Source organism: Pseudomonas sp. LS_2, from assembly GCF_042709235.1.
In the GTDB taxonomy this organism is placed as follows: Bacteria; Pseudomonadota; Gammaproteobacteria; order Pseudomonadales; family Pseudomonadaceae; genus Aquipseudomonas.
This window is the reverse complement of sequence record NZ_JAVAYC010000007.1, coordinates 206519-229115: the sequence shown is the minus strand read 5'-3', so window position 1 is coordinate 229115 and position 22597 is coordinate 206519. Positions and strand designations below refer to the sequence as shown.

General features: G+C 64.9%; 21 protein-coding genes and 1 pseudogene. 14 read left to right on the top strand and 8 right to left on the bottom strand.

The genetic code is table 11. The features are described from left to right. Nucleotides 1-373: 373 nt before the first annotated feature. Nucleotides 374-1261, top strand: coding sequence for a threonine/homoserine exporter RhtA (rhtA, locus tag RAC97_RS09330; RefSeq protein ID WP_375100662.1), 888 nt, complete (start codon nt 374-376; stop codon nt 1259-1261). Between the two features lie 185 nt (nt 1262-1446). Next, nucleotides 1447-1728, top strand: coding sequence for a hypothetical protein (locus RAC97_RS09325; RefSeq protein WP_375100661.1), 282 nt, complete (start codon nt 1447-1449; stop codon nt 1726-1728). 45 nt (nt 1729-1773) lie between these two features. On the opposite strand, the gene RAC97_RS09320 is transcribed toward RAC97_RS09325, so the two are convergent. The 5 genes and pseudogenes from RAC97_RS09320 to RAC97_RS09300 all read right to left on the bottom strand — a co-directional run bounded on the left by RAC97_RS09320 (nt 1774) and on the right by RAC97_RS09300 (nt 8733). Then, nucleotides 1774-3582, bottom strand: a complete 1809-nt coding sequence (locus RAC97_RS09320) for an aminopeptidase P family protein (RefSeq protein WP_375100660.1) — start codon at nt 3580-3582, stop codon at nt 1774-1776. Between the two features lie 105 nt (nt 3583-3687). Further along, nucleotides 3688-3798, bottom strand: a pseudogene (locus RAC97_RS09315) (transporter); the annotation flags it as partial. A gap of 81 nt (nt 3799-3879) precedes the next feature. After that, nucleotides 3880-6942 (bottom strand): efflux RND transporter permease subunit, encoded by a 3063-nt coding sequence (locus RAC97_RS09310; protein WP_375100659.1) that lies wholly within the window; start codon nt 6940-6942, stop codon nt 3880-3882. Then, nucleotides 6939-8030, bottom strand: coding sequence for an efflux RND transporter periplasmic adaptor subunit (locus RAC97_RS09305; RefSeq protein WP_375100658.1), 1092 nt, complete (start codon nt 8028-8030; stop codon nt 6939-6941). The genes RAC97_RS09310 and RAC97_RS09305 overlap by 4 nt, the downstream gene beginning before the upstream one ends. A 64-nt stretch (nt 8031-8094) precedes the next feature. After that, nucleotides 8095-8733 (bottom strand): TetR/AcrR family transcriptional regulator, encoded by a 639-nt coding sequence (locus tag RAC97_RS09300; protein ID WP_375100657.1) that lies wholly within the window; start codon nt 8731-8733, stop codon nt 8095-8097. A gap of 77 nt (nt 8734-8810) precedes the next feature. Here RAC97_RS09300 and RAC97_RS09295 point away from each other — a divergent pair, with 77 nt between their 5' ends. Genes RAC97_RS09295 through RAC97_RS09285 form a run of 3 tightly spaced genes read left to right on the top strand, consistent with a single transcriptional unit; the run spans nt 8811 to nt 12247 of the window. Further along, complete coding sequence (locus RAC97_RS09295; protein WP_375100656.1) at nt 8811-10319, top strand: efflux transporter outer membrane subunit; 1509 nt, start codon at nt 8811-8813, stop codon at nt 10317-10319. A gap of 49 nt (nt 10320-10368) precedes the next feature. Next, on the top strand, nt 10369-11493 hold the full coding sequence (locus RAC97_RS09290; RefSeq protein WP_375100666.1) for a DUF3182 family protein: 1125 nt from the start codon (nt 10369-10371) through the stop codon (nt 11491-11493). Continuing rightward, a complete protein-coding gene (locus RAC97_RS09285; RefSeq protein ID WP_375100655.1) occupies nt 11477-12247 on the top strand; it encodes an alpha/beta hydrolase family protein in 771 nt (256 codons plus the stop codon). The genes RAC97_RS09290 and RAC97_RS09285 overlap by 17 nt, the downstream gene beginning before the upstream one ends. Here the strand turns inward: RAC97_RS09285 and RAC97_RS09280 are convergent. Then, on the bottom strand, nt 12226-12606 hold the full coding sequence (locus RAC97_RS09280) for an antibiotic biosynthesis monooxygenase (protein WP_375100654.1): 381 nt from the start codon (nt 12604-12606) through the stop codon (nt 12226-12228). The two genes, RAC97_RS09285 and RAC97_RS09280, sit on opposite strands and share 22 nt — an antisense overlap. Before the next feature lie 87 nt (nt 12607-12693). On the opposite strand from RAC97_RS09280, the gene soxR reads away from it, so the two are divergent. After that, nucleotides 12694-13161, top strand: coding sequence for a redox-sensitive transcriptional activator SoxR (soxR, locus tag RAC97_RS09275; RefSeq protein WP_375100653.1), 468 nt, complete (start codon nt 12694-12696; stop codon nt 13159-13161). Nucleotides 13162-13170: 9 nt separating this feature from the next. On the opposite strand, the gene RAC97_RS09270 is transcribed toward soxR, so the two are convergent. Then, complete coding sequence (locus tag RAC97_RS09270; RefSeq protein WP_375100652.1) at nt 13171-14154, bottom strand: GlxA family transcriptional regulator; 984 nt, start codon at nt 14152-14154, stop codon at nt 13171-13173. A gap of 84 nt (nt 14155-14238) precedes the next feature. On the opposite strand from RAC97_RS09270, the gene RAC97_RS09265 reads away from it, so the two are divergent. Then, nucleotides 14239-14796, top strand: coding sequence for a cysteine hydrolase family protein (locus RAC97_RS09265; protein WP_375100651.1), 558 nt, complete (start codon nt 14239-14241; stop codon nt 14794-14796). A 2-nt stretch (nt 14797-14798) separates the two neighbouring features. On the opposite strand, the gene RAC97_RS09260 is transcribed toward RAC97_RS09265, so the two are convergent. Then, entirely contained in the window at nt 14799-15362 is a 564-nt protein-coding gene (locus RAC97_RS09260; RefSeq protein WP_375100650.1) for a helix-turn-helix domain-containing protein, read from the bottom strand. Between the two features lie 85 nt (nt 15363-15447). On the opposite strand from RAC97_RS09260, the gene RAC97_RS09255 reads away from it, so the two are divergent. The 7 genes from RAC97_RS09255 (at nt 15448) to RAC97_RS09225 (ending at nt 22597) form a co-directional block, all read left to right on the top strand. Continuing rightward, nucleotides 15448-16398 carry a DMT family transporter gene (locus RAC97_RS09255; RefSeq protein ID WP_375100649.1) on the top strand — a complete coding sequence of 317 codons (951 nt, stop codon included), beginning with the start codon at nt 15448-15450 and terminating at the stop codon, nt 16396-16398. Between the two features lie 150 nt (nt 16399-16548). Continuing rightward, nucleotides 16549-19461: a monovalent cation/H+ antiporter subunit A gene (locus RAC97_RS09250; protein WP_375100648.1), complete on the top strand. Its 2913-nt coding sequence runs from the start codon at nt 16549-16551 to the stop codon at nt 19459-19461. Then, nucleotides 19461-19805: a Na+/H+ antiporter subunit C gene (locus RAC97_RS09245; RefSeq protein ID WP_375100647.1), complete on the top strand. Its 345-nt coding sequence runs from the start codon at nt 19461-19463 to the stop codon at nt 19803-19805. Before RAC97_RS09250 ends, RAC97_RS09245 begins: the two co-directional genes overlap by 1 nt. Further along, on the top strand, nt 19802-21478 hold the full coding sequence (locus tag RAC97_RS09240) for a monovalent cation/H+ antiporter subunit D (protein WP_375100646.1): 1677 nt from the start codon (nt 19802-19804) through the stop codon (nt 21476-21478). Before RAC97_RS09245 ends, RAC97_RS09240 begins: the two co-directional genes overlap by 4 nt. Further along, on the top strand, nt 21475-21963 hold the full coding sequence (locus RAC97_RS09235) for a Na+/H+ antiporter subunit E (RefSeq protein WP_375100645.1): 489 nt from the start codon (nt 21475-21477) through the stop codon (nt 21961-21963). The genes RAC97_RS09240 and RAC97_RS09235 overlap by 4 nt, the downstream gene beginning before the upstream one ends. Next, nucleotides 21960-22238, top strand: a complete 279-nt coding sequence (locus RAC97_RS09230) for a K+/H+ antiporter subunit F (protein ID WP_375100644.1) — start codon at nt 21960-21962, stop codon at nt 22236-22238. The genes RAC97_RS09235 and RAC97_RS09230 overlap by 4 nt, the downstream gene beginning before the upstream one ends. Continuing rightward, the gene (locus tag RAC97_RS09225) at nt 22235-22597 is read left to right on the top strand and encodes a Na+/H+ antiporter subunit G (RefSeq protein WP_375100643.1); all 363 of its coding nucleotides are present in this window, start codon (nt 22235-22237) and stop codon (nt 22595-22597) included. The genes RAC97_RS09230 and RAC97_RS09225 overlap by 4 nt, the downstream gene beginning before the upstream one ends.

Below are 22597 nucleotides of genomic sequence, written 5' to 3'. Positions count from 1 at the left end.
TTCCTCTAAGCCTGTCAAGTGTTTATTTTGAAGTTTTCTGCGAGAAACTCGTTCAACTTCAACCACTTGACTCGCTGCGATCGCTCGTAGCGGGAGGCGAATCATACAGCGTTACAACCTGCTGTCAACTGCCTTTTCACCGCTTCCGACTCCAGGATCGAAGCCCTTCCGATACCACCTGAAGCATTCAACTCATTGATATTCAAGAAGTTTTGCGCTTCGACTACGTCGGAAGTGGGGCGCATTATAAGGGCCTCAGAAACCCCGTCAAGCCTTTATTCCAAATAAAACAGCCGGTTGTAGCCAAACCGTGTGATTGCGCACTATAGTGCGCAACTCTCTCCCATTGCCTTTACAGGATCGCCGCGCCGAAATGAACACCCAGCCCCGCAGCCTGGCCGCCACGCTCTTTCCTATCGGCCTGCTGCTGATTGCCATGGCCTCGATCCAGTCGGGTGCCTCGCTAGCCAAGAGCATGTTCCCCCTCATCGGCGCCCAAGGCACTACTACCCTGCGCCTGGTGTTCGCCAGCGTCATCATGCTGTTGCTGCTACGCCCATGGCGCGCACGCCTGAACAGCAGCACCCTACGCAGCGTGATCATCTACGGCATGGCCCTGGGGGGCATGAACTTCCTCTTCTATATGTCGCTGCGCACGGTTCCGCTGGGCATCGCCGTCGCCCTTGAGTTCACAGGGCCCCTGGCAGTGGCGATATTCGCCTCGCGCCGGGCAATCGACTTTCTGTGGATCGCGCTGGCCATCGTCGGCTTGCTGCTGCTCATCCCCGTCGGCCAGACCGGCCAGTCGCTGGATCTGGTGGGCGCAGGCTATGCATTGGGTGCGGGCGTCTGCTGGGCTCTCTATATTCTCTATGGCCAACGGGCAGGTGCGGAAAACGGCATCCAGACCGCCGCCCTCGGAGTAGTGATCGCCGCCTTGTTCGTCGCCCCCATCGGTATCGTCCATGCCGGCAGTGCGCTGCTCAACCCGGCACTGATCCCGCTGGCCTTGGGCGTTGCCATCCTCTCCACCGCCCTGCCCTATAGCCTCGAAATGGTGGCCCTGACCCGCATGCCTGCGCGCACGTTCGGCACCCTGATGAGCATCGAGCCGGTCTTTGGCGCACTGTCAGGCCTCCTGTTCCTGGGCGAAGTGCTGAGCCTGACGCAATGGCTGGCGATCCTGGCCATCATCACTGCCTCGATCGGCGCCACGCTGTCCATGAGAAAGGAAGCCAACCCTCCCGTTGCTGCCGACTGATATGGGAAATACTTTCATTTACAGGAAAAGCAACCTTGTACCTGCCAGCCTGGCACCTTAAGCTGTCACAAAACCATAATCTTCAAGCTGTCTACTGACCCGACATGGACGCCGGAGAGATCAAGGAAGCACGAAGTGACTAGACCGGGGGTGAGCCCGTATTGCCCCTTCATTTAAGGACAGGAATGAAACGTATTTTTCTCATCCTGGCCATCTTGGCCATAGCTGGATGTGCCGCGACGGCCAAGACCGAGGTCAAGCGCGGCAAGAAGGGCCTGCATATCAACTGTTCGGGCCTCTCCTCCTCCTGGGACAAGTGCTACAACATGGCCGCCGCCTCTTGCGGCAGCAAAGGCTACAAGGTGATCGCGCGCTCCGGGGACAGCGAGGAAGAACCTGGCGATTACGTCTTCGGAATCAATCCGGCGGGCTACACGAGCCGCAGCATGATCGTCATCTGCAAGTGAATGAAAAAGGGCAGCGCGAAGCTGCCCTTTTTCATTGTCCATGGATCAAAGCGCCACGGTACGCTGCTCCAGCCAGGCCAGCGCATCCCCTTTGAGCAAAGGCGACAGGCGTTCGCGCACGGTCCGGTGGTAGTCATTCAGCCACGCGGTTTCCTCTGCATTGAGCCGCTCCGGCAACAAGCAACGGGTATCGATCGGGCACAGCGTCAAGGTTTCGAAATTCAGGAAGTCGCCGAAAGCGCTTTGGCCCAGCTCACGGTTGACCACCAGGTTCTCGATGCGCACCCCCCATTGCCCTGGACGATAGGTGCCGGGCTCGATGGAACTGATCATGCCCGCCTGCATCGCAGTCTGCGGGGTGGTCGCCGCCTGGTAGGCGATGACCTGCGGCCCCTCGTGCACGTTCATGAAATAGCCTACACCATGGCCCGTGCCATGCCCGTAGTCGACCTGCTCAGCCCAGATCGGCGCCCGGGCGATGGCATCGAGCAACGGCGAAAGGATGCCGCGTGGGAAGGCTGCCCGTGACAGCGCAATCATGCCCTTGAGTACCCGAGTGCAATCCTGTTTCTGCTCAAGCGTCGGCGTGCCGATCGGCACCATCCGAGTGATGTCGGTGGTCCCGCCCAGGTACTGGCCGCCGGAGTCGATCAGCAGCAAGCCGTCACCTTCGATCAGCGCATGGGATTGTTCGGTAGCGCGGTAATGCGGCATGGCGCCGTTGGCATTGAACGCCGCAATGGTCGAGAAACTCAGCGAGACGAAATCCGGGCGTCGGGCACGCGCGGCGCTCAACTGCTCATCGATGGTCAGCTCGCTGATAGGCTCCTGGCCCAGGCGGGCCTCCAGCCAGGCGAAGAACTCGCACAGCGCGGCGCCGTCCTGCTCCATCACCTGGCGGATGTGTACCAGGTCGTCTGCACCCTTGCGCGACTTGCTCAAGGTGGTCGGATTGAGGCCCTCGACCTTCTGCACCCGGCCATCGAGGTGATCCAGCAAACCACAGGTGACACGTGCCGGGTCGATCAGCAAGCGTGCGCCGGCAGCGATGCCCGCCAGCGCAGCGCCGACATCGGCGTAGTCGCGCACCTCGATACCGTCGATAGCCAGTACCTCGCGCAGGTGCGCATCTATCTTGTCGCGTCCGACGAACAGCAAGGCCTCATCCTGGCTGACCAGCGCGAAGGAAACGAACACCGGGTTGTAGGAAACATCGCTGCCACGCAGGTTGAACAGCCAGGCGATGTCATCCAAGGTCGCGATGAAGTGCCAGTCGGCGCCCTTCTCGCGCATAGTCCGACGCAACTCGGCGAGTTTTTCTGCACGGTTGACCGTGGCATAGGGTGGAAGGTGCTGGTAGACCGGGTTGCTTGGCAACGCGGGGCGGTCTTGCCAAACCTGGCCAAGCAGGTCGATATCGGTGCGCAAACTCACCCCACGCGGTTGCAGGCGCTCCCCCAGCTGGCGTGCCGAAGCGCTTGCCATCACAGCACCATCAACCGCGACTACGCCGCCCGCGCGAACGTGCTCGCCCAGCCACTCCAGCGCACCAGGCTGGCCCGGGATCAGCTTCATCAGCTCGACGCCACTGCCGGCCAACTCTTTATCGGCTTGTTCCCAATACCGGCTGTCGGCCCACAGGCCAGCGAAGTCCGCCGCCACCACCAAGGTACCGACCGATCCCTGGAACCCCGACAACCATTGGCGCCCCTGCCAGAACCCCGGCAGGTACTCCGACAGGTGCGGGTCCGCCGAGGGCACCAGCAAGGCATCCACGCCTTCCCTGGCCATGGCCTCGCGCACGCGCGCCAGTCGCGCCGGCACGGTTTCCAGAATGGGGGACTGACTGTTCATTCGCACTCCTGCGTTGAAATCTTCGGCTGTTCCAAAGCGCGGATAATGGAACAGCCCGCAGGCGCCAGCAATCCCCCGGGGTGATTACCCTTCCAGGGGTCCAGCGCGCGAACGTCGTGCCTGGTACAGCGCATAGCCGCCCACGCCGACCACCCAGCCATTGCCCAGCCCCCAACCGACGGCGTAGTCCAGGTGCAGTTCCCCGGACAGAACGTCTCGGAGGCGGCACGCCCGCTGGGCACGACTCGCCCAGCGCGGGCCTGCCGCCTGAAGAAACTGCCGGACGAGGCATGAGGTTCACGCTGTAGCCTTTGGCAACCCAATGCGGTACCAGATGGCATACAACGCCGGCAGGAACATCAAGGTCAGCAAGGTGCCGCCCAGGGTGCCGCCGATCAGCGTGTAGGCCAAGGTGCCCCAGAACGCCGACTGGGTCAGCGGGATGAACGCCAGCACCGCTGCCAGTGCGGTGAGCAGCACCGGCCGGGCACGCTGGAGGGTAGCCTCGACCACCGCGTCGAAGGGTGTCAGCCCGCTTGCCTGGTTGGTATGGATCTGCCCGATCAGGATCAGGGTGTTGCGCATCAGGATCCCTGCCAGGCCGATCAACCCGACCAGGGCGTTGAAGCCGAACGGCTGCTGGAACAGCAGCAAGGTCGGCACCACCCCGACCAAACCCAGCGGCGCGGTCGCCAGCACCATCGCCAGGGCCGACAGCGAACGCACCTGGAAGATGATCACGATCATCGTCAGGATCGCCATGATCGGGAACAACGGTGCCAGCGCCGCATCGGCCTTGCCCGACTCCTCGATGGCCCCGGCCAGCTGGATGCGATAGCCGCTGGGCAGTTGCCCGATCAACGGTTGCAGGTCCTTCCACACCTGCAGCGAGACATCAGGTGGTTGCAGGCCCTCGGCGATATCGCCGCGTACCGTGATGGTCGGTTCGCGGTCGCGCCGGCGCAGCAACGGGTCTTCGGCACGCACCTGGAGGTCGGCGACCTGCTCCAATGGCACGCGTCGACCATCGCTGGCCACCAGGCTGAAATCGCCAATACGCGCGGGGTCCAGCCGGGTATCGCCGCCGCTGCGGGCGATCACGTCGACCTTGCGAATGTCTTCGCGTACCTGGGTCACGGCACTGCCCTTGAGCAGGAACTGCAACTGCTCGGCCACCTGCGCCGAGCTAAGGCCGAACGCTTGAAGACGATCCTGGTCAAGGCTCAGATGCAGGCTCGGCACGCGCTCCATCCAGTCGGTGTTGACCGTACGCATGTGCGCGTTGGCCTGCATCTGCACGCGTACCTGCTCGGCGATCACCCGCACCTTGTCGGCATCCGGCCCGACCACACGAAATGCCACCGGGAACGGCGAGTACGGGCCGAACACCAGTTGCGTCACACGCACTCGCGCTTCGGGCGCCAGGCCCTGGGCCACCGCCTCGCGCAGGTTCAGCTTGAGCGTGTCGCGGTCCTGCTCACTCGCGGTAAGTACCACCACCTTGGCAAATGAAGGATCTGGCAGCTCCGGCGCCATGGCCAGGTAGAAGCGCGGGGCGCCCTGGCCGATATAGGAGGTGATGATCTGGCTTTGCGGCTGTTTCGCCAGCCATTTCTCCACGGTTTCGGTGGCCGCGCGGGTCTGCTCGATGGCGGTGCCGTAGGGCATCTGGATTTCCACCAACACCTCGGGGCGGTCCGAGGACGGGAAGAACTGCTTGCGCACCACACCCATGCCCAACACCGCCACCACGAAACTGATGACCACCAACGCCGCCACCCACCACTTGCGCTGGATCACCACGCCAAGCAGGCGCCGGAACCGCTTGTAGTTCGGCGTGGCGTAGATAGCGGCGTGGCCGCCTTCGACCGGCACGATGCGCGGCAACAGCTTGACCCCCAAATACGGCGTGAACACTACCGCCACCAGCCACGAGGCCAGCAACGCGAAGGCGACGATCCAGAAGATGTTGCCGGCGTATTCGCCCGCGGTGCTCATGGCAAAGCCCACCGGCAGGAAACCGATGATGGTCACCAGCGTGCCCGACAGCATCGGTGCCGCTGTGTGGCTCCAGGCGTAGGCCGAGGCGCGCAGGCGGTCGTAGCCCTCTTCCATCTTCACCACCATGGTCTCGATGGCGATGATCGCATCGTCCACCAGCAAGCCAAGTGCGAGAATCAGCGACCCCAGCGTGATGCGGTCGAAGTCCCGCCCGGTGGCCAGCATGATCACGAACACCGCCGACAGGGTCAGCGGCACGGCAGCGGTCACCACCAGACCGACCCGCCAGCCGAGGCTGAGCAAGCACACTGCCATCACCACGCCCAGGGCGACGAAGAACTTGAGCATGAATTCGCCCACCGCCTCCTGGATGTTCACCGACTGGTCAGTAACCTTGCTCAGCGACATGCCCAGCGGCAGTTCGGCGGTGATTCCCACTCGCGCCTGCTCCAGCGCCTTGCCCAGTTCCAGCCCGTTCCAGCCCTCACGCATCACCACGCCCAGCAGCAAGGCCTCTTCGCCGCCGTTGCGCACCAGGAAGCTGGCCGGGTCTTCGTAGCCGCGGTGCACCTGGGCGACATCCCTCAACTTGATGACCCTGCCATTGACCTCGATGGGCGTCTGGCGAATCTGCTCCAGGCTGTTCAGCGCGCCATCCAGGCGCACCTGCACCTGCGGGCCGTGGCTTTCGATGGAGCCAGCCGGGGTGACGGCGTTCTGCCGGTGCAAGGCGGCGAAGATATCGTTGGGCGACAGGCCAAGGGTGGCCAGGCGGTCATGGGAGATATCGACGAAGATGCGCTCGGGCTGCTCGCCGATGATATTGACCTTCTTCACCCCCGGCACGTGCAGCAGGCGCTGGCGCAGCGTCTCTGCCTGGCGGGCCAGCACCCGCTGCGGTTCGCCCGGTGCCTTGAGGGCATAGAGAGCAAAGGTGACATCGGAATACTCGTCGTTGATCTGCGTACGCAATACTCCGGCAGGCAGGTTCTGCTGTTCGTCGCGCACTTTCTTGCGCGCCTGGTAGAACTCCTGCTGCACCTCCTTGGGTGGCGTGCTGTCGCGCAGTATCAGGGTGGTGAAGGCCAGCCCCGGACGGGTGAAGGTTTCCGTACGGTCGTACCAGCGCAACTCTTGCAGGCGCTTTTCCAGCGGCTCGGCTACCAGGTCCTGCATTTCCTGGGCGGTTGCGCCGGGCCAGGCGGTGACCAGGGTCATCTGCTTGACGGTAAATGCCGGGTCTTCGGCGCGCCCCAGCTTGAGGAACGCCAGGGTGCCGGCCGCAAAAATAGCGAGCAACAGAAACAAGGTGACCGCGCGCTCGCGCACGGCCAGCGCAGAAAGGTTCAAGCCGGTCATGGTTGCTGCCCGTCCTGTACCCGCACTTGCTGGCCCTCATGCAACTGGTGCACGCCCAAGGCGACCAGCCGCTCGCCGACCGCCACGCCGTCGCCGACCAGCGCCTGTTCGTCCTCGATGCGCAGCAGCTTCACCGCCCGGTAATGCACGGTGTTGTCTTCCGACACCACCCACACCCCCGGTCCGTTACCACGGTCATGCAACCCGGCCAGCGGTACCTCGCGCACCTCGGAGGCACCCGCGATGGGAATGTCGATGACCACCGTGGCGCCCAGCGGCAACTGGCGAGTATCGCCTTCGAGCACATAGCGAGCGCGGTAGGTGCGGCTTTTCGGCTCGGCCGCGCCGGACAGCTCGCGCAAGCGTGCATCGAACTCGACACCCGCCTGGCCGAACAGCCGGGCACTGGCAAGCGAGCCCAAGGCCGGCCGCAGGTTTTCCGGCAGGTCCAGCACCGCCTCGCGGGGCCCCTCCTGAGCCAGCACCACTACCGGCTGCCCGGCGCCGACTACCTGGCCAGTGTCGGCCAGGCGCTCGACCACGATGCCATCACTGTCGGCACGCAGGTCGCCATAGCCCAGGCTGTTGCGGGCCAGTGCCAGCTGGCTGCTGGCGGCCTCCCAAGCGGCGCGCGCAGCATTGCGCGCGGCCTGGAACTGGTCGAAGTCCTTGGCGGAAATCGCCCCCAGCTCGACCAGCCCCTGCATGCGGGTGAAGTCCGCCTCGGCCCGCACCTTCGCCGCGAGGGCTTGGTCCAGCTGGGCCTGGCGGTTGCGCACGTCGAGGTCGAAATCACTGACGTCCAGGCGCATCAGCGACTGGCCTCGCTTGACCCGCTGGCCGACATCGACCAGGCGCTGGGCGACCTTGCCGCCGACCCGAAATCCCACCGGGCTCTCGACCTTCGCAGCGATCACACCGGTGAAACGGCGCTGCTGGGCACTGGTCTCGGCACTGACCCTGATGGTACTGACCAAAGGGGGGTGATCGACCCGAGGGTCGGGTAATGCCGCGTCGCCGCAGCCGCCAAGCAGCAGGCCGGCAGCAACGGGCGCCAGGATGACACGCAGATGAGCATAGGTTGACATGAACGCCTCCTCGTTTGGAGGCATTCTGTTTACAGGTTACGAATGTGTCAACATGAAAACAAAACTAAGGGGCCAGACTCCGCAACACCAAACCGGTGACAGCTTCCATTCCCGCCTCGAGTTGCGCGAGGCTGCGCTGCTCCATGCTTAAGGGGTGGGTGTAGGGAATCAGCGCTTCGTGGATACCCAGTACCACTTCGTCCAGGGGCGTCTTGCGCTCGAATTCGCCGCTGGCCCGACCCTCTTCGATGATCGCCTTGATCATGTCGTCCAGCGCCTCCCAGTGCCCGGTAGCGGTGCACCAGTGCTCCTCGGCGGCCACCGCCACCAGCTCGAACAGCTTGTTCTGGTTGATGAACAGGGCATGGCTCAGCAGCAGCGCCTGGCGGGTGAAAGCCCTGAATTTACGGGTGGCCGAGGGCTGTTCGGCGATCTGTCGGCGCAGCTCGTTATCCAGCTCGCCCAGTACCATGGCCACGATCGCCTCGCCAATCGACTGCTTGGACTCGAAGAAACGGTAGATGTAGGCAGTGGTGATGCCAATTGCCTTGGACAGGTCGGCCACGGAGGTCTTGCGATAGCCGAACTGACGGAAATGCTGGTCGGCCACCTGTAGGATCTGCAAGCGGCGGTCGTGGTCGACAGGGCCGCGCTGGCCGGAGGACGGCAGTTCGATCTCGAGCGGGTCGGTAGACGGGTTCATAGGCGGGCAGGTCCATTGACAGGCAAGTAACGATTTAAGAATACTGTAAACAAATTCGCTTTCCTGAGGATACGGCAATGACTCGACTGCGGTTCAGGCGCACGCACAGTGTACTCGTGCTTGCAGCGCTCGCGGGCATGGGCGGCTGCATGGTCGGCCCCGACTACCAACGACCCGAGGTGCAGCACAGCGAACGCTTCGTCGGCTCTCGCGCCCTTGAGGCACGCCACAGCCTGCCGTCGAACGCCCCGTTCGAGCGCTGGTGGCAAGGTTTTGGCGACCCGGTGCTCGATCGCCTGGTGGACACCGCGCTGCGCCAGAACCTCAGCCTGGAACAGGCCCTGGCTCGCCGCACCCAGGCCCAGGCATTCGCCCAGGGCGCCCGCGCCCAGTTGTTACCCGAGGGGCATGCCGACGCCGGCGCCAGCCGCGCGCGGCGGTCGCTGCAAGACCCGCAGGTGGCCACCGAACGTAGCGTGCTGCCTGGCTTCGAGCGCAGCGGCACGCTGTATGACGCGGGCATCTCGAGCCTTTGGGAGCTGGACCTGGCCGGCGGCCTGCGCCGTGGTGCCGAGGCCGCGCTGGCCGAGTACCAGGCGGCACAGGCCGACCAAGCAGCGGCACGCATCCAGGTAGCCGCTGGCGTCATCGATGGCTACCTGTTGGTCAGGCTGCTGCAAGCGCGCCTGGGTGTCGCCGAGGAACAGGTGGCCACCCAAGGCGCTATCTTGCGTTTGGTAGAGGTGCTGAAGAACCGTGGCCTGGCGCCCGACCGCGAGCTGCAGCAATCGCGCGCCGAACTGGCCCTGGCCCAGGCATCGGTCCCGGCGCTACGGACGCGCCTGAGCGCAGCGCGAAACAATCTGGACGTGTTGCTCGCACGCCTGCCCGGCACCCCGGACGCAGGGCTGGATGCCCCCGCGCCCCTGCCCACGGCACCGCGCATCGAAGCGGCCGGCGGCACTGCGGCCCTGCTGCGCGGGCGCCCGGACCTGATCGTCGCCGAGCGGCGCCTGGCAGCGGCCAATGAGCGCATCGGCCAGGCGCTGGCCGAGTACTACCCCAAGGTGTCGCTGTCGGCGCTGATCGGCAGCACCACCCCCCACGCCGGCGACCTGTTCAGCGGCGACAGCAAGCAGGCCGCCGCCACCCTCGGACTGCGCTGGCGCCTGTTCGACTTCGGGCGTGTGGATGCCGAGGTGCAAGGCGCCAAGGGTGCCTACGCAGGCCTTCTGGCCAGCTACCGGGAACAGGTTCTGGAAGCCAGCGCCGAGGTGGAAAACTCGATCAGCGCCTTGCTCGAAGGTGAGCGCCGCGCCCATCTGCTGGGCAACAGCGAACGCGCCAGGGCGCAGGCCCGAGACGCGGTGCTGGCCGGCTACCGCCAAGGCAATGCCAGTCATATAGAACTGCTGGAAACCCAGGCGCGCCTGCAACAGGCGCAGGCCGACCGACTGGACGCCGCCTATGACGCCGCTGCGTCGGCGGTCACCCTGTACAAGGCACTGGGTGGCGGCTGGAATGGCAGCATCGAGGCCGACACCACTACCTCGGGCAGCCACCACCGATCCATTGCACTGAACTAACCTCGGGCAGGCGGCTTCACAGTCCCATATACGCCACCAAGCGGACGGGATCACCATGGCCTCAGCCCCAACGCCGAAAGCCGCCCTTGTCCTGCTCGACAACCGGGAGCAGGTACCAGACCACGAGCGCGTCGCCCAGCGCAAGCTTGCCGAGCACCTGGCGCGCCTGCTCGGGCTGCCGCTCGCCGAGCTCGCGCCGGGCCATACGCCCACTGTCGACGACCACTACTATTACCTGCCCACGGAAACCCTGATCGACCCGTTGCGCTATGCATCGATGGGCATTAATGACGAGCACGACCTGTTCGGTGGCGTAGTCAGCGTGCCCTACATGGCTACCAAGGCGATCTCCCACCCGTTGCCCGCCGATGCCCGCTTTCCACCGGGCTGGACCGACGCATTCGCCCTGCAAGCCAGCGATGCCTTGCTGCGGGGCTACACGGTGTTCGCCAAGGACGACGCTCGACGGGCCGCCGAGCTGCTGCTACGCGGGGGCGCGGTCCGGCTCAAGCCGGTCCAGGGCCGAGCCGGACGCGGGCAAGAGGTGATCGAGCGCCTGGATCAACTGGAGCCGATGTTGGCCGCCATGGACGACCAGACACTGTCGTTGTGGGGGTTGGTGCTCGAGGAAGACCTGCACCAGGTCGAGACCTTCAGCGTGGGCCAGGTCCGCGTCGCCGGGCTTACATGCAGCTACTACGGCACCCAACAGCTGACCCAGGACCACCAAGGCAACGAGGTTTATGGCGGCTCCGACCTGGTAGTGGTACGCGGCGACTACCAGGCCCTGCTGCAATTGCCACTGCAAGACCCTCTGCGCCTGGCGGTCAACCAGGCCATGCTCTACGAGCGGGCCGCCGAACGGACCTTGCCCGGTTTCATCGCCTCGCGCCGCAACTACGACATCGCCCGCGGCCTTGACGTCCGCGGCCACCTGCGCAGCGGCGTGCTCGAGCAATCCTGGCGCCTGGGCGGTGCCAGCAGCGCAGAGATTCTCGCCCTGCAGGCGTTCGCCGACGACCCCGCGCTGCAGCGCGTGCGCGCCTCTACCCACGAAGTATTCGGCGCACCCGAGCTGCCGGACGATGCCACGCTCTTCTATCAAGGGGATGACAGTGAACTCGGACAATTCAGTAAATTCGCGCGGATACGCGAGCATGGCCATTCAGAGTGAAACCGTGGAATTGCAGGTGGCTGGCGAAAGCATCGCCGGCACCCTGGTCAGCCCAGGCAGCCGGATGCCGGGGATATTGTTCGTCCACGGCTGGGGCGGCAGCCAGCAGCGCGACCTGGCCAGGGCCAGGCAAATCACCGGGTTGGGTTGCGTGTGCATGACCTTCGATCTGCGCGGCCATGAAAAGACCGAAAGCCAGCGCCTGACCGTGACCCGCGAGCACAACCTTGCCGATTTGCTCACCGCCTACGACCGCCTGGTCGAGCACCCTTCGGTGGACCCTGAGGCCGTCGCCGTGATCGGCAGTAGCTACGGCGGCTACCTGGCAACCCTGCTCACCACCCTGCGCCCGGTGAAGTGGCTGGCCCTGCGGGTACCGGCACTGTACTGGGACGACGAGTGGGACAGCCCCAAGCAGGCCCTCGACCGCCAGCGCTTGAACGCTTATCGCCTGAGCCCCCTGGGGCCCAGCGACAACCGGGCGCTGGGCGCCTGCGCCGAATTCAGCGGCGACGTCCTGTTGGTGGAGTCCGAGCAGGACGACTATGTACCGCACAGTACGCTGATGAGCTATCGCTCTGCGTTCGTCGGTGCCCACTCGCTCACCCACCGTATCGTCGACGGCGCCGACCATGCATTGTCCAGCGAAGAAAGCCAGAAAGCCTACAGCTCGATACTCACCGCCTGGGTCAGCGAAATGGTCATCGGCGCGCGCCTGGACCGCTACCCGCATTATGCACCCTGGTATGCCTGAGCCCCGCCGACCTGGCAGTGCAAACCACCATCACGACCTCGCACCAGACTGCGCAAGGCCTGGTAGGCGGTGAAGTTGACACTCCGCGCCTGGTGCCGCTGCAGCAGCTCGAAAAACGGCTCCTCGGCGAAGCGTGGCGCCGCTGCAGCCCATTCGTGACGCGACCGCCATTGCAAACATTGCAGTACGCGGCTGCCATCCTCGCTGGCTTGGACGCTCACGCCCAGCAGCCCCTCGCAACGCGTGGCAATCTGCTCGGCGCGCAGCACCAGCGCATCTGCCAGCGCCTGCTGCCGGGTCGTCGGCACTTCGTACTCGATCATCTGGGTGAACCACAGGGATTGGGGGTTGGCTGGCATCGATAATCTCCTGAACGGCAGTTGCTTGCAGCGGGATGGCGAGCAGGGTAAAACCTCGAGTTAACTCAAGGTCAAGGAGTTTTTCCCATGCCTTCCAACGTACCGACAGCCAGCGATCGTCTGCTCAGTGTCGGCCAGCTGGCAGCGCGCAGCGGCGTGGCCGTCACGGCTCTGCACTTCTACGAAACCAAGGGGTTGATCTACAGCACCCGCAACGCCGGCAACCAGCGCCGCTACGATCGCGCGATGCTGCGCCGGGTGGCCGTGGTCAAGATGGCCCAGCGTCTGGGTGTGCCCTTGGCGCAGGTCGCCGAAGCGCTCAATACCCTGCCCAAACGGCACACCCCCACCGCCGAGGACTGGCAACGCTTCTCAGCGCAGTGGCGCGACGACCTGAGCCGACGTATCGATGAACTGTTGATGCTGCGCGACCAGTTGGACGGCTGCATCGGTTGCGGCTGCATGTCGCTCAAGGAATGCCCCCTGCGCAACCGCCAGGACCACCTGGCAGAGGAAGGGCCAGGGCCTCACCCACCCGACCAGCCGGCGCCTTGAGCAGGCCAGTCAGCCGCTGACGGCGAAGCGCTTGCGGTAGTCGCTGGGGGTTACCCCGGTCAAGCGCTGGAACACCTTGCGAAACGCCCCTGGGTCCTGGTAACCGACGCCCCATGCGATCTGGTCGACACTGCGCCGGGTGAACTCCAGCAGGCGGCACGCCCGCCCTACCCGCACCTGCTGGCAGTATTCGGTGGGGCGAAGCCCGGTCGCGGCACGAAAGCGCCGCAGGAAGGTGCGCTCCTCCAGGCCAGCGCATTCGGCCATGCTCGCCAGGCTCGCCTCGCGAGCGCCGCTGCCTTGCAGCCAATGCTGCACCTTCAGCACCGCTTCGTCGCCGTGGTCCAGGCAAGGGTTGAACAGTGCCCCCGGCAGCGCAGTCGCCACTGGCGCCACCGCCAGGTAGCGTGCGGTCTCGCGCGCGACGGTCGCACCCAGGTAGCGTTCCAGCAAACGCAGGCCCAGGTCGGTCCAGGCCATCAGCCCGGCCGAGGTCACCAGGTCGCCGTCGTCCAGCACCGGCTGGCTGGCCTCCACACGCACCCTGGGAAAACGCTCTGCCAGTGCCTGCGCGTAGTTCCAGTGGGTGGTGGCCGGGCGCCCGTCGAGCAGCCCGCTGGCTGCGATGAAGAACACCCCGATGCACACCGAGGCAAGCACTGTGCCTCGGCCGTGCCATTTGCGCAGCGGGGCGCGGTACAGCTCGAGCAGTTGCGCGTCCGGCGCCTGCCCAAGGCTTGGCGGCACCACCAGCACCCGCACGTCGTTGGGCGAATGCGGCTGGGTGTCGTGAATCACCTGCAACTGCCCCTGCACGTCGGCCTGCCAGTGACTGACACGTATCGTTGGCAACTCGTCCGCCCCGAGCTCGTTGGCCACCTGGTTGGCTATCGCGAACAGGTCGCTCAACCCGTGCACAGCCGCACTCTGCGCGCCAGGGTAGACCAGCACGCCAATCTCAAGGCATGTAGGGGTGTCAGTTTTTGCCGTCATTGTGTCGGTCGCGCCAATCCTCAAGCGGGTCGCCCAAGCCTATAACTATCTCCACACCACGACCACTGCCCGAGGAGGCACGCAATGAGCAAACAGGCCCTGATCATCATCGACATCCAGAACGACTATTTCCCAGGCGGGAAGTGGACCTTGGACAACGCCGACAACGCCGCCGACAACGCTGTCCGCCTGCTCGCCGCGGCACGCCTGCGCGGCGACCTGGTGGTGCATGTGCGTCATGAGTTCGCAAGCGAAACCGCACCCTTCTTCACCCCTGGTTCCGAAGGCGCGCGCATCCATCCCAAGGTCGCCCCGGCTGCCGATGAACAGGTGATACTCAAGCACCAGGTCAATTCGTTCCGCGAAACCGAGCTCAAGGCGCTGCTCGACCAGCACGGCGTGCAGGCGCTGACCATCGTCGGCAGCATGAGCCACATGTGCATCGACGCCGCAACCCGCGCCGCTGCCGATTACGGCTACCAGGTCACGGTGGCCCATGATGCCTGCGCCACCCGGGATCTGGAATTCAATGGCAAGACGGTACCTGCGGCACAGGTGCATACGGCCTTCATGGCCGCACTGGCCTTCGCCTACGCACGAGTGGAGAGTACCCAGGTACTGCTCGCCGAGTACGCGCGCTGAGCCTAGATCACTACATTGCGCACGAAGCGTGTCGGCACGTCGCCATCATTGCGATAGGCGTAACGACAATTGCTGGGGAAGATGTGGAACTCGCCGGCGTCCAGGCGCAGTTCACCCCCTTCGATGACCAGCGTCAGGCACCCTTCGGTGACATAGATCTGCTCGCTCCAGCCCTCGGCATCGGCTTCGCTGCGATAATGCTCGCCCGGGGCCAGAGTCCACGCCCACAACTCCACCTCACGCCGCGCCGGGCTGCTGCCAAGCAGCACGGCCTGGCTGTCAGGGTGCTCGCCGGCCCAGGCCAGTTCGTTGATGCGGCCTGGGTCGCGTTGGTCCGGCGCCTGGATCAAGGTGCTGAACGCCACGCCCAGGGCTTCGGCGATCAGGTCGAGGGTGGTGAGGCTGACGTTCTTTTCTCCCGCCTCGATCGCCACCAGCATGCGCCGGCTGACACCGGAGCGCTCGGACAACGCGCTCTGGCTCAGGCCTCCTGCCGTGCGCAGGCTGCGGATATTCTGGCTGACGTGCTGCAGCACCGAGGCACGGTGCGAGGAATCTTTGTGCACTATATTGCTCACTGGGTGGGGTTGCGCAGTATACTGCCCACATTTTGCGGCGATTGTGCGCCGCCCCTTCCGAGTGCGCAAGACCATGAACCAGTCCCCCCATCACCCTCGGCCTTCCGTTTCCTTTCGCCTGAGCAAGGCTGAACTGGTGCTGGTGTTCATCACCATGCTGTGGGGCGGCACCTTCCTGCTGGTACACAACGTCATGACGGTCAGCGGGCCGATGTTCTTCGTCGGCCTGCGCTTCGCAGCTGCCGCACTGTTCGTCGGCATCGTCTCGGCGCGCGCGCTGCCGGGGCTGACCTTCACGGAATTGAAGGCCGGGGTGGTGATCGGGGTGTCGATCATGCTCGGCTACGGCTTGCAGACCATGGGCCTGCAAACCATCAGCAGCAGCCAGTCGGCGTTCATCACCGCGCTCTACGTGCCGTTCGTGCCCCTGCTGCAATGGCTGGTACTCGGGCGCCGCCCAGGGTTGATGCCGAGTCTGGGTATCTGCCTGGCGTTCATCGGCCTGGTGCTGCTGGCCGGGCCTGAAGGCGGCGCGCTGCACTTCAGCGAAGGCGAGCTGGTGACCCTGGTGAGCGCGGTGGCGATTGCGGTTGAGATCATCCTGATCAGCCGCTACGCAGGCAAAGTCGATGTGCGTCGGGTAACCGTGGTGCAATTGGCGACGGCCTCGGCACTGTCGTTCCTGATGATCGTGCCAACCGGCGAGGCCCTGCCGGGCTTCTCCTGGTTGCTGCTGACCAGCGCCATCGGCCTGGGTGCGATGAGCGCGATCATCCAGGTGGCGATGAACTGGGCGCAGAAATCCGTCTCGCCAACCCGCGCCACCCTGATCTACGCCGGTGAACCGGTATGGGCCGGCATCGTCGGGCGCATCGCCGGCGAACGCCTGCCGGGGGTGGCGCTGCTGGGCGCACTGCTGATCGTGGTCGCCGTCGTGGTCAGCGAACTGAAGTTTCGACGCAACAGGGAACCCCTGCCAGGACTGGCAACCATGGACGCGGGCGAAGGCGAGCCGGGACGCTGAATACGTCGCCAGTGACTATGCTTTGAAAGAAGATGTTATAAAAAAGCCGCGTGTCACATCGTATTTGTAGGATTCTGCGACAGCTTGCGGGTTGGTGATCCACCCTGCGGCACGTATGATCCTTGGCAAACTCCCGCAGATTAGAACGCTATGTCATTGATAGTGCTATTGCTTCTGCCCTTCGTGGGCAGTTGCCTGGCAGCCGTCCTGCCGCACAACGCACGCAACACCGAGTCCATCCTTGCCGGGCTCGTCGCCCTGGTCGGCACGGTTCAGGTCGCGTTGCTGTACCCGCAGGTCGCCCAGGGCGGCGTCATCCGCGAGGAGTTCCTCTGGCTGCCAAGCCTGGGGTTGAACCTGGTGCTGCGCATGGACGGCTTCGCCTGGCTGTTCTCACTGCTGGTGCTGGGCATCGGCACCCTGGTGTCGCTGTACGCGCGCTACTACATGTCGCCACAAGACCCGGTACCACGCTTCTTCGCCTTTTTCCTGGCCTTCATGGGCGCCATGCTCGGCCTGGTGATCTCCGGCAACCTCATCCAGATGGTGTTCTTCTGGGAGCTCACCAGCCTGTTCTCCTTCCTGCTGATCGGCTACTGGCACCACCGTCATGACGCCCGTCGCGGCGCCTACATGGCGCTGATGGTGACCGGTGCGGGCGGGCTGTGCCTGCTGGTCGGCGCGCTGCTGCTCGGTCACGTGGTCGGCAGTTACGACCTGGACAAGGTCCTCGCCGCAGGCGACACCATCCGCCAGCACGCCCTGTACCCGGTGCTGCTGCCGTTGATCCTGATCGGCGCGCTGACCAAGAGCGCGCAGTTCCCGTTCCAGTTCTGGCTGCCCCATGCCATGGCGGCGCCCACCCCCGTTTCCGCCTATCTGCACTCGGCGACCATGGTCAAAGCCGGGGTTTTCCTGCTGGCACGCCTTTGGCCGGTGCTGTCTGGCAGCGAGGAATGGTTCTGGATAGTCGGCGGGGCCGGGGCCTGTACCTTGTTGCTGGGCGCCTTCGCGGCAATGTTCCAGAACGACCTCAAAGGGCTGCTGGCCTACTCGACCATCAGCCACCTGGGCCTGATTACCCTGCTGCTGGGCTTGAACAGCCCGCTGGCGGCAGTGGCGGCGGTGTTCCACATTCTCAACCACGCCACTTTCAAGGCCTCGCTGTTCATGGCCGCCGGCATCATCGACCACGAAAGCGGCACCCGCGACATCCGCCGCCTCAGCGGCCTGGTGCGCATGGTGCCCTACACCGCCACGCTGGCCATGGTGGCCAGTGCCTCGATGGCCGGGGTGCCGCTGATGAACGGCTTCCTGTCCAAGGAAATGTTCTTCGCCGAGACGGTGTTCATCAGCGCCACCGCCTGGGTCGAAACCGCGCTGCCGGTGATCGCCACCCTGGCCGGTACCTTCAGCGTGGCCTACGCTCTGCGTTTCACCGTCGACGTATTCTTCGGCCCCACCGCACAAGACCTGCCACACACGCCCCACGAGCCGCCGCGCTGGATGCGCGCGCCGGTCGAACTGCTGGTACTCACCTGCCTGGTCGTGGGTATCTTCCCCGCCCAGTCGGTCGGCCCGCTGCTGGCCGCCGCGGCCTTGCCGGTGGTAGGAGGCACGCTGCCCGAATACAGCCTGGCTATCTGGCATGGCTGGAATGCACCGCTGATCATGAGCCTCGTGGCCATGAGCGGCGGCATCCTGCTTTACCTGCTGCTGCGCAAGCAACTGCGCCTGGGACGCTTCCCGTACCCACCGCTGATCGAACGCTTCAACGGCAAGCGCTTGTTCGAACACGGCCTGGTGCGCCTGATGCTGCTGGCCAAGCGCATCGAGTCACTACTGACCAGCCGCCGCCTGCAAACGCAGCTGTTCATGGTGGTGCTGGCTGCTTTCCTCGCGGGCCTCACGCCGCTGCTGTACAGCGGCATCAGCTGGGGCGACCGCCCGAAGATCCCGGGTTCCGGGGTATTCGTCGCGCTCTGGCTGATCGCCATCGCCTGCGCCATCGGCGCCGCCTACCAAGCCAAGTATCACCGCCTTGCCGCGTTGATCATGGTGAGTGTTTGCGGCCTGATGACCTGCATCACCTTCGTCTGGTTCTCCGCCCCCGACCTTGCCCTCACCCAGCTGGTGGTCGAAGTTGTCACCACCGTGCTGATACTCCTGGGCCTGCGCTGGTTGCCGCGGCGTATCGAAGGCGTCTCGCCAGTGCCGGGCAGCCAGGACCGCGCCCGCTTGCGGCGCCTGCGCGACCTGCTGCTGGCGGTGCTGGTCGGTGGCGGCATGGCACTGATGTCCTATGCCATGCTCACCCGGCCAACCCCCAACGACATTTCATCGTTCTACTTGAGCCGCGCCCTGCCCGAAGGCGGCGGTACCAACGTGGTCAACGTGATGCTGGTGGACTTCCGCGGCTTCGATACCCTGGGCGAGATCACCGTGCTGGTGGCCGTGGCCCTGACCGTTTTCGCCCTGCTGCGCCGCTTCCGCCCGCCGAAGGAAAGCATGCAGTTGCCGTCTCAGCAGCGCCAGTTGGCCCCGGACGTGGTCACCGACCTGATCAACCCGCGCCATGCCACCGATACCGCACTGGGCTTCATGATGGTGCCGGCCGCACTCGTACGCCTGCTGCTGCCAATCGCCCTGCTGGTGTCGATGTACCTGTTCATGCGCGGCCACAACCAGCCCGGCGGTGGCTTCGTCGCCGGCCTGGTGATGTCGGTGGCGTTCATCCTCCAGTACATGGTCGCCGGCACCCAGTGGGTCGAAGCGCAGATGAGCCTGCGCCCGCTGCGCTGGATGGGCACCGGCCTTTTGTGCGCCACCCTGACCGGCATCGGCGCCATGACGCTGGGCTACCCATTCCTGACCACCCACACCGCGCACCTGGACCTGCCGCTGCTGGGTGACGTGCACGTGGCCAGCGCATTGTTCTTCGATATCGGCGTGTACACCGTTGTGGTCGGCTCGACCCTGCTGATCCTCACCGCCCTGGCGCACCAGTCGGTACGTGCCTATCGCCCGGGTCACCCGAAATCCAGCCAAGCAGGAGCCGCCTGATGGAAGAAGTCATTGCAGTCGCCATCGGTGTCCTTGCCGCCTCCGGCGTGTGGCTGATCCTGCGCCCACGGACCTACCAGGTGATCATGGGGCTGTGCCTGCTGTCGTATGGCGTCAACCTGTTCATCTTCAGCATGGGCAGCCTGTTCATCGGCAAGGAGCCGATCATCAAGGACGGCGTCCCGCAAGACCTGCTGCACTACACCGACCCGCTGCCCCAGGCCCTGGTACTTACCGCGATCGTCATCAGCTTCGCCATGACCGCCCTGTTCCTGGTCGTGCTGCTGGCCTCGCGCGGCCTGACCGGCACCGACCACGTCGATGGCCGGGAGCGTGAGGAATGAGCTGGATGAACCAACTGATCGTCGCGCCGATCCTGCTGCCACTGATCACCGCAGCGTTGCTGTTGCTGGCGGGCGAGAAACACCGGCATCTCAAGGGGCGCATCAACCTGCTGTCGACCTTGGCGGGCCTGGTCATCGCCATCACCTTGCTGATGTGGGTGCGCACCCAGGGCCAGGCAGAGTCGATCGGCGTTTACCTGCCAGGCAACTGGCCGGCACCTTTCGGCATCGTGCTGGTGCTCGACCACCTCTCGGCACTGCTGCTGACGCTCACCGGCATCATCGGCGTCTGCGCGCTGATCTTCGCGCGCGCCCGCTGGGACGGCGCCGGGGCCAGCTTCCATGCGCTGCTCCAGATCCAACTGATGGGCCTGTACGGCGCCTTCCTCACCGCCGACCTGTTCAACCTGTTCGTCTTCTTCGAAGTGCTGCTGGCCGCCTCCTACGGCCTGATGCTGCATGGTTCGGGACGTGCGCGGGTCAAGGCCGGGTTGCACTACATTGCGGTCAACCTGTTCGCCTCGTCGCTGTTCCTGGTGGGTGCCGCCATGCTCTACGGCGTGACCGGCACGCTGAACATGGCCGACCTGGCCTTGAAGATCCCCCTGGTCACGGAGGCCGACCGCGGCCTGCTGCATGCCGGCGCGGCGATCCTGGCCACGGCCTTCCTGGTCAAGGCAGGTATCTGGCCGCTGAATTTCTGGCTGGTACCGGCCTATTCCTCCGCCAGCGCCCCGGTCGCGGCTCTATTCGCCATCATGACCAAGGTTGGCGTGTATGCCGTGCTGCGCCTGTGGAGCCTGCTGTTCTCCGGGCAAGCCGGGGCTTCGGCGCACTTTGGTGGGGAGTGGCTGGTGTACGGCGGCCTGGTCACCCTGGCGGTGGCGGCCGTGTCGATCCTCGCTGCCCAGCGCCTGGAGCGCCTGGCGGCACTGAGCATCCTGGTGTCGGCGGGCACGCTGCTGGCCGCCATCGGCTTTGGCCAGCCCGTGCTGACCGGCGCTGCCCTGTTCTACCTGGCCAGCTCCACCCTGGCGCTGTGTGCGCTGTTCCTGCTGGCCGAACTGGTGGAACGTTCACGCTCGGCCAACGAAGCACCGCTGGACGATGAAGACGATGCGATTCCTTCGCCACTGGAGACGCTGCACCCACCCAAGGGCATCAACCTCGACGACGAACAGAAGGCGGTGATCGGCCAGATCATCCCTTGGACCATGGCGTTCCTGGGTCTGAGCTTCATCGCTTGTGCCCTGCTCATCATCGGCATGCCGCCGCTGTCGGGCTTCATCGGCAAGCTCAATCTCATCAGTGCGCTGTTCAACCCGCTGGGGCTGGGCGTAGCCGCCGAGCAGCCGCTGTCGGCGGCTGGCTGGGGGCTGGTGACGTTGCTGGTGTTGTCGGGGATGGCCTCGCTGATCGCCTTTGGCCGCGTCGGTATCCAGCGCTTCTGGAAACCCGAGGAGCGCCCCTCGCCGCTGCTGCGTCGCTACGAGTACGTGCCGGTAGCGGTACTGCTCGGGCTGTGCATTTTCCTCAGCCTGCGTGCCGAACCATTGCTGCGCTACACCCAGGATACCGCCGCCGGGCTGCAATCACCGGACACCTACATCGAGGCAGTCATGTCGACCCGTGCCCTGCCCGGCCCTACCACGCGGGTGGAGGTGCAGCCATGAAGCGGTTCTTCCCTGCCCCGCTGCTGTCGGTGTCGCTGTTCTTCCTGTGGCTGCTGCTGAACCTCTCGATCAGCCCCGGCAACCTGCTGCTCGGCGCCCTGCTCGGCGTGCTGGCGCCAATACTGATGGCACCTCTGCGACCGCAACACGCCCACGTGCGCCGCCCACTGGCCATCGCCAGGCTGATCGGCCGTGTCGGCATCGACGTGATCGCCTCCAACCTGCAGGTTGCTCGCACCGTGCTGTTCATGGGCAGCCACCCGCCGCGCTCGGCCTTCGTGCACATCCCGCTGGACTTGCGCGACGCCCACGGCCTGGCCGCGCTGTCGATGATCACCACGGTGGTACCCGGCACGGTCTGGTCGGAATTGGCCCTGGACCGCAGCGTCCTGCTGCTGCATGTATTCGATCTAGAGGACGAGGCGGCTTTCATCGAGCACTTCAAGCACACCTATGAACGTCCGCTGAGGGAGATCTTCGAATGACTGGGGTACTTGCCTACGCCATTCTCGCCAGCCTGTTCATCCTGGTCATCGCCATGACGCTGTCGCTGGTGCGCCTGTTCCGCGGCCCGTCCGCCCAGGACCGGGTGCTGGCACTGGACTACCTGTACATCCTGGCCATGCTGACGATGCTGATACTGGGCATACGCTATGGCAGTGATACCTACTTCGAAGGCGCCTTGCTGATCGCCCTGTTCGGCTTCGTCGGCTCGTTCGCCCTGGCCAAGTTCCTGTTGCGAGGGGAGGTGATCGAATGAGCGATACCATCGAACTGCCATTCTGGCTGGAGCTGGCCACCGCCATCCTGCTGCTCGTCGGCAGCCTGTTCGCCCTGATCGGCGCCGTAGGCATGCTGCGCTTGAAGGACTATTTCCAGCGCATGCACCCACCCGCCCTGGCCTCGACCATCGGCGCCTGGTGCGTGAGCCTGGCGTCGATCCTGTACTTCTCCTGGCTAAAGCAGGAAGCGGTGTTGCACGCCTGGCTGATCCCCATCCTGCTGTCGATCACCGTTCCGGTGACGACCTTGCTGTTGGCCAGGGCAGCGCTGTTTCGCAAACGCATGGCCGGGGAAAATGTACCTGAAGAGGTCAGCAGCGGTTGTGACAAAGGCTGA